A 6,309-nucleotide genomic window follows, 5' to 3' on the forward strand; every position below is an offset into this window, starting at 1 on the left:
CAGTCAACCGGTCCGTGCCGGGGAAAGCGTCACGGAGCTGGGGGAATTCCCATCCCCAGTGCGGGGGACCCCGCCCCTGACCGAGGGTGGGGATACGCCTTAGCCCATCAGGAATCCGCGCAGCTGTGCCACGACTTCTTCGGGTTGCTCCTCGGGAAGGAAGTGCCCGCACTCCGGGATCGCCGAGCCGGTGGCAGCCGGTGCGTACTCGCGCCAGATGTCGAGCACCGGCAGCTTCCCGGTGAGTCCGTTGGCACCCCACAGCGCGAGCAAGGGCATGTCGAGCCGGTTGCCCGCGTCGAAATCGGTGTCGTCGTCGGTGGCGTCGGCGGGGAAGGACGCGCGGTAGTCGTCGAAGCCCGCCCGCAACGCGCCGGGCGCGGAGAACGCGCGGACGTATTCCTCGACGTCCTCGGGACGCAGGCCCTGCCGCTGGTAGGTCCAGCGCTCGAAGAAGTAGCCCAGGTAGGCCGCGATGTTCTGCCCGGCGAGGAGTTCCGGAAGGTCGGGCTGGAGGTGGAACAGCCAGTGCCAGTAACCCGCGCCGAGTTCGCTGTCGAGCCGTCGCCACATCTCGCGGGTCGGGATGATGTCCAGCACCGCGAGCCGCTCGACCTGGTCCGGCCGGTCCAGCGCCCAGCGGTGGGCGACGCGTCCGCCCCGGTCGTGGCCGGCGACGGCGACCCGGTCGAAGCCCAGGTGCGTTGCCAAAGCCGCGACGTCGGCCGCCATCGTGCGCTTGTCGTAGCCGTCGCGCGGTTTGTCGGTGCGCCCGTAGCCCCGGAGGTCCGGCGCGATGACGGTGTGTGTCTCGGCGAGCGGGCCGATGACCCGGTGCCAGCAGTGCGAGGTCTGCGGCCAGCCGTGCAGCAGGAACAGCGGCGGCCCTTCGCCCGCGCGCAGGTAGTGCGTCCGGAGTCCGTTGACCGGCGCCATGGCCGAGGTCGCTTCTAACCTGTTCATGGGGTTAGAGGGTAGAGAAGTTCCTAACCTGCGACAAGGGTTAGGATGAGACCATGCGCGGTCCGGACACCGAATGGGTCTTCGACGGCGGCAGGCCCTGCCTCGACCTGGTCAACACCCTCCGCTCGCGGCACCTCGGCGGCGTCGAGCTGTTGACGGGCCAGGACGCGCTCGCCGAATGGCTGGAACTCGCGGGCTTCACTGTCGGCGCGACCTCGGTGACCAGCGGGCATCTCATCGCCGCGCGGGCGCTGCGGGAAGCGGTCGACAAGCTGCTGCTGGCGGTGGCCGAGGGCGAGGCGCCGCGCCCCGCCGATGTCCAGCTGATCAACGAGGCCGCCGCCGCGGCGCCACCGTTGCCGCCGCGCCTGCGGGTCGAAGACGGCGGCGTGCGCCGGGAAGTCCCGCCGCCGCCTGATCCGGTCGCGTCCGCGTTCGCGGTGCTGGCCGTCGACGCGATCGAGCTGGCGGCGGGGGAGGCCGCCGTGCGGATCTGCGCCGCCGACGACTGCGGCCTGCGGTTCTGTGACGCCTCGCCACGCCGGACCCGGCAATGGTGTTCGATGGCTCGCTGCGGCAACCGCGCAAAAGCGCGGGCGCACTACGCGCGAACGAAGAACCGGTAAGCGCGTGGATGGGCGCGCAGCCAGACGTTGAGCCACCCGACCGCGCGCATAGGCGCCGAACGCAGCGAAACCGGTACCAGCGCGCCGATAACCCTTACGGCGGCGGCAAAACGCTCGAAGCGCCGTTGATCTTTTTCTGTCCACTGCAGACCGAGACGTGCGCGGAACCCTGGCGGCAGGGTGGCGCGGATGAGGAACAGCTGCGCGTGCCGCAAGGGGATCCACCACGAATCGGGTAGCCAGCGCACCGGTTTCCGCACCGTGCGAATGGTTTCCAGTAGCGTGTCGATCGCCCCGTTGCGCTCGAACCCGGCGACCATCTCGTCGTAGTAGTGCTCGAACGCCGCCCAGTCTGGCGGGATGTCCTGTTCCCGGACCCCGAGAATCCGGCCGACGTCGCACATCTGCGCGTAATATTCGTCCAATTCGGACGGTGACAGCGGACTGCCGAAAAATCGTTGTGCGTCAACGGGTGCCTTGACGAGCGTGGCGTGCACCCAGGCGTAGGCGTGCGGGTTCAGCGCGCTGTAGCGGCGGTCCTCGTCGATCCCGGTGAACGTCCGGTGCAGCTCTCGCAAGCGGTCCGCTTCGAACCGTGCGCCTTGTTCGCCGCCGTAGACGTAGATCGACAGCGACGCGACGGTGCGCATCAGCCGTGTCCACGGATCCTCGGTGTAGTTCGAGTGGTCCCGCACGCCCGCCGCGACCACCGGATGCGCGACCTGGAGCAGCAGTACCTGTTCCGCCAGCAGCCCGTCGCGGAAGTCGCCGAAGTACCGCCACGCCGCCGTGCCCTTGCGGATCGGGACCGCCATTTCAGTCCTGGGCTCCGCGTAGCAGCATCATCAACGGTTCGGCCGCGGGCACCGCGCTCGCACCGGTCGCGAGACGGCGCAACTGCAATCCGGCGATCAGGGCGACGACGGGACCCGCCAGGCGCTCGGCGTCGGGAACGTGCAGTGCGCGCAGGATCGTCACGGCGAGTTCGTCGTACGCCGCGAAGCACCGCTCCGACGCCTCGCGCAGATCAGGGTCACGTGCCGCTTGCAACCACAGCTCGTGGGGGGCCAGTTCCTGAGTGCCGAACGGCAGCTCCGCGATGACGTGCTCGACGACGATCGCTGCCTGCTCGACGCTCAGCCCTGCCTCGCGGTAGCCCTCGACGAGGCCGGCCAGCTTCGCCGTCTCCTCCTCGGCGAACAGCAGCATCGCCTCGCGCAGGAGTTCGGTCTGGCTGGGGAAGTGATAGGTGAGCGTGCCGAGCGAGACACCGGCGGCGGCGACGATCCGGCGGTTGGTGAGGCCGCCGACGCCGCGTTCGCCGACCACCGTGAGCGTGGCGCGCAGGATGGCTTCCCGGGTGCTCACCAAGCCGTCGCGGGCTGCCGGTCGGGCCACCGTTCGACCTCTTCCAGTTGCGCGGCAAGGGAAATCAGCCGCTCTTCGGCATGCGACGGGCCGAGCAGCTGGGCGCCGATGGGCAGCCCGTCTCCCGTGAGCCCGGCCGGGACGTTGATCCCCGGCCAGCCCAGGATATTCCACGGCCACGCGTACGGGCAGGCCGCGGTGATCGCCTGATCGGTCTGCCAGCTGGTGAGCCCGTCGAAACTGCCGATCGCCGGTGGCGGGGTCGCGGTCGTCGGGGTCAGCAGGACGTCGACGCTGCCGAACACCGAGCCGATCTTCCGGTGCAGCAACGGTTCCGCGCCGCGCGCGAGACGCAGCGCCAGCCCGCCGAGCAGGGTGCCCTGGCGTGCGTTGCCCCGGGTGCGCGGGTCGAGCAGGGCGCGGTCGGGGACACGAGTGGTCCAGTCGCGCACCCCGGCGAGCGAGCGCGGCAGGAAGCTCAGCCCGATCAGCCGGTAGTCCGGCTCGATCTCGACGATCTCGTGGCCCAGGCCCGCCAGTGCCTCGGCGAGCCGCCGTGTCGCCGCGTTCACCACCGGGTCGAGCCGAGTTTTCGTTGCGGTGAAAGGAATCCGGGTGGACAGTCCAATGCGGAGGGTGCCCGGCGCTCGGCGTGCCGCGGACTGGAACTTCTCCCGCGTCCCCGCCGCGACGTCGAGCAGGAGTGCGGCGTCGGCGACTGTCCTGGCCAGCGGGCCGAGCACGGTGAGGCCGTGGAACAGTTCGCCGTCGGTGGGGATGCGGCCGCGCTGGGGCTTGATCCCGACCAGCCCGGTCCACGCCGCGGGGATCCGGATCGACCCCGCGCCGTCCGAGCCCAGCGCGGCGGGGACGACACCGGCGGCGACCGCGGCCGCCGAGCCGCCGGACGAACCGCCCGGCGTGTGCCCGGTGTGCCATGGGTTGCGGGTGGCGCCGAACGCCGGGCCCTCGGTGAACGGCCATTGACCCAGCTCGGGCGTGTTCGTCTTGCCGATGATCACCGCACCCGCGTTCCGGAGCTGGGTGACGGCGGGGGAGTCCGCGGTGGCGGCCGGGAACTCGCCGGGGCAGCCGAACGCCGTCGGCAGGCCGGTGATGTCGATGTCGTCCTTGATCGCGATCGGCACGCCGAGCAGCGGGGCGCGCTCGCCGTCGGCGAGCTTGCGGTCTGCCTCGGCGGCTTCGCGCAGGGCGTCGTCTTCGCGAAGGTGGCGGAACGCGTTGAGGACGGGCTGGCTCGCCTTCGCGCGCTCGAGCGCCGCTGCGGTGAGTTCGACGGAGGTGACCGCGCCCTCGGCGAGGCGGTGCGCCTGATCGGCGAGCCCGGCGAACGTGAGGCCGGTCTGCGGGGTTGCGGTCATGACTGCTCCCGTCTCGTTCGTTCGAACGAACAATACCACCGTTCACGCGCTGTTCGCCCGCTCGTGACCCGGGACGGGGCCGCACCGAGGGACGCCCCAGGTGCGTTGAACGCACCGAGGGACGCCCTTGTCGCGCTGGATGCACCGAGGGCGTCCCTCGATGCCTCGGCAGGCCGACGGCTACGGTCACGTTCGGAGCAGGTTGGACACCGAGACCGCGGAGGCACGATGACGTACGACCTGGACGGCTTCCCCAGCGCGGCGCTCGACGCCGTACCCCGCGTCGATCTCGGTGGCCTGCCCACCCCGCTGCTGCCCGCACCGCGCCTCGGCGAAGCGCTCGGCCTGCCGAACCTGCTGCTCAAACGGGACGACGTGCATCCGCTGGGCGTCGGGGGCAACAAGCTCCGCAAGCTGGAGTTCCACCTCGGCGCCGCGCTCGCCGCGGGCGCGGACACGGTCGTCACCTTCGGCGCGTTGCAGACCAACCACGGTCGTCAGACCGCCGCGGCCTGCGCGAAGCTCGGGCTGCGCTGCGAACTGGTCCTCACGGCAAAGGTCCCGCGCTCGGGCGAGGCCTACGAGCGTTCCGGGAACCTCTCGCTCGATCGGCTCTTCGGCGCCCGGGTCCACGTCTGCGCAGACGGCGAGGAGACCGGCCGCGTCTACGACCGGCTGATCGCCGAAGCCGCCGCCGAAGGCCGCAAGGTCGCGACGGTCCCGGTCGGCGGTTCCGACGGTCTCGGGACTCTCGGCTACGTCGCGGCGACGCGCGAGCTGGCCGTCCAGCTCGCCGATCTCGGGATCGAACGGGCCCGCGTCGTCGCACCGCATGCAAGCGGCGCCACGTCGGCCGGGATCACGCTGGGCAGCGCGCTGCTGGGCGGTCTCGATGTCGATGTCGCCTGCGTCAGCCATCCGCTCGACGAAGCCACCGAGAACCTGGCGCAGCTGGTCGCCGAGGCTGCCGCGCTGCTGGACGTCGCCCCGCCCGCGCTCGACCACGTGCGGATGAGCGACAGCACGATCGGCCCCGGCTACGGCGTCCCGACCGACGAGACCTGGGCGGCCCTACGGCTTTTCGGCCGGACCGAGGGCGTCGTGCTGGACCCGGTCTACACCGGCAAGGTGGGCGCCGCGCTCGTCGAATGGGCTGCGCAGGGCCGCTTCGCTCCGGCCGACCACGTCGTGTTCGTGCACACCGGCGGGCTGCCCGGCCTGTACGGCTACGCGCCCGAATTCGCCGCCGCGGTCGAGACCGGTTACCTCGGCGATGCGGGCGACGCGCAGTAGGCCGCACAGCAGGAAGACGTCGGCGACGAGCAGCAGCTTCTGCGTGATCCCGATCGGCAGGCTGTTGGCCAGTACGTGGAAGACCCCGTGGTAGGCCTCGTCCAGGCGCACCAGGACGAAGCTGAGCCCGAACAGGCCGAACGCGGCGGCGGTCAGCCGCAGCCGCCGGACGACCAGTGCGCGCTCCGGACGTCCGCGCAGTGTGTCCAGCATCGAGAAGGCCGCGCCCGGCAGGCTGAGGAACGCGATCAGGCACGAGTACAGGTGGATCTCGCCGCTGACCGGGTCCGGGGCCGCCGGATAGCTCGCCGGGAAGGCCGCAGCCGTGGCCAGGCCCAGCGCCCAGAGCACCAGCAGCAGCCGCGCCGTCCGGGACAGCTGGACCCCGGCACCGTGCAGCGCGCCGAGCACCGCCAGCGATCCGATGGTCATCGACAGCATGCTCGCCGCGAGCATGCCGGTGCCGCGGTCGGTGAAGGCGTAGCTGGACAGTGTGTCGTAGACCGGATCGTGCGAGCTGATCACGTGCAGCACCGTGATCGTGAACAGGCTCCAGCCGATCCCCGCGATCGCGACGAGGGGGCCCCGGGGCCCGCCCAGTCGCCGACCCCCCCCCCCCCCAAAAAACCCACTACAAACTGGCTGGCCCCCCCCCCCGAGGCGGAATCGGTCAAAAA

Annotated in this window: 6 protein-coding genes and 1 pseudogene; 2 read left to right on the forward strand and 5 right to left on the reverse strand. The window is 71.1% G+C overall.

The window, feature by feature from the left end; all coding sequences use genetic code 11:
* Positions 1-99: 99 nt before the first annotated feature.
* Complete coding sequence (locus tag ACFWY9_RS31720; RefSeq protein WP_378329734.1) at positions 100-963, reverse strand: alpha/beta fold hydrolase; 864 nt, start codon at positions 961-963, stop codon at positions 100-102.
* A 53-nt stretch (positions 964-1,016) separates the two neighbouring features.
* On the opposite strand from ACFWY9_RS31720, the gene ACFWY9_RS31725 reads away from it, so the two are divergent.
* A complete protein-coding gene (locus ACFWY9_RS31725) occupies positions 1,017-1,589 on the forward strand; it encodes a CGNR zinc finger domain-containing protein (RefSeq protein ID WP_378329735.1) in 573 nt (190 codons plus the stop codon).
* Here ACFWY9_RS31725 and ACFWY9_RS31730 read toward each other — a convergent pair.
* Genes ACFWY9_RS31730 through ACFWY9_RS31740 form a run of 3 tightly spaced genes read right to left on the reverse strand, consistent with a single transcriptional unit; the run spans position 1,565 to position 4,339 of the window.
* Positions 1,565-2,404 (reverse strand): oxygenase MpaB family protein, encoded by an 840-nt coding sequence (locus ACFWY9_RS31730; protein WP_378329736.1) that lies wholly within the window; start codon positions 2,402-2,404, stop codon positions 1,565-1,567. The two genes, ACFWY9_RS31725 and ACFWY9_RS31730, sit on opposite strands and share 25 nt — an antisense overlap.
* A gap of 1 nt (position 2,405) precedes the next feature.
* On the reverse strand, positions 2,406-2,987 hold the full coding sequence (locus ACFWY9_RS31735) for a TetR/AcrR family transcriptional regulator (RefSeq protein WP_378329737.1): 582 nt from the start codon (positions 2,985-2,987) through the stop codon (positions 2,406-2,408).
* Positions 2,954-4,339, reverse strand: coding sequence for an amidase (locus ACFWY9_RS31740; protein WP_378340591.1), 1,386 nt, complete (start codon positions 4,337-4,339; stop codon positions 2,954-2,956). The genes ACFWY9_RS31735 and ACFWY9_RS31740 overlap by 34 nt, the downstream gene beginning before the upstream one ends.
* 228 nt (positions 4,340-4,567) lie before the next feature.
* Between ACFWY9_RS31740 and ACFWY9_RS31745 the strand changes: the two genes are divergently transcribed.
* Positions 4,568-5,632 carry a D-cysteine desulfhydrase family protein gene (locus ACFWY9_RS31745; RefSeq protein WP_378329738.1) on the forward strand — a complete coding sequence of 355 codons (1,065 nt, stop codon included), beginning with the start codon at positions 4,568-4,570 and terminating at the stop codon, positions 5,630-5,632.
* A 21-nt stretch (positions 5,633-5,653) separates the two neighbouring features.
* On the opposite strand, the pseudogene ACFWY9_RS31750 reads toward ACFWY9_RS31745, so the two are convergent.
* Positions 5,654-6,232: pseudogene (locus ACFWY9_RS31750) on the reverse strand (DUF998 domain-containing protein); the annotation flags it as partial.
* Positions 6,233-6,309: the final 77 nt, after the last annotated feature.

The organism is Amycolatopsis sp. NPDC059027 (assembly GCF_042739735.1).
GTDB lineage: Bacteria > Actinomycetota > Actinomycetes > Mycobacteriales > Pseudonocardiaceae > Amycolatopsis.

Excerpts from the sequence above, each read along its gene's own strand:
- ACFWY9_RS31730 (WP_378329736.1), bottom strand. The coding sequence starts at position 2,404 with ATGGCGGTCCCGATCCGCAAGGGCACGGCGGCGTGGCGGTACTTCGGC.
- ACFWY9_RS31720 (WP_378329734.1), bottom strand. The coding sequence starts at position 963 with ATGAACAGGTTAGAAGCGACCTCGGCCATGGCGCCGGTCAACGGACTC.
- ACFWY9_RS31745 (WP_378329738.1), top strand. The coding sequence starts at position 4,568 with ATGACGTACGACCTGGACGGCTTCCCCAGCGCGGCGCTCGACGCCGTA.
- ACFWY9_RS31725 (WP_378329735.1), top strand. The coding sequence starts at position 1,017 with ATGCGCGGTCCGGACACCGAATGGGTCTTCGACGGCGGCAGGCCCTGC.
- ACFWY9_RS31740 (WP_378340591.1), bottom strand. The coding sequence starts at position 4,339 with ATGACCGCAACCCCGCAGACCGGCCTCACGTTCGCCGGGCTCGCCGAT.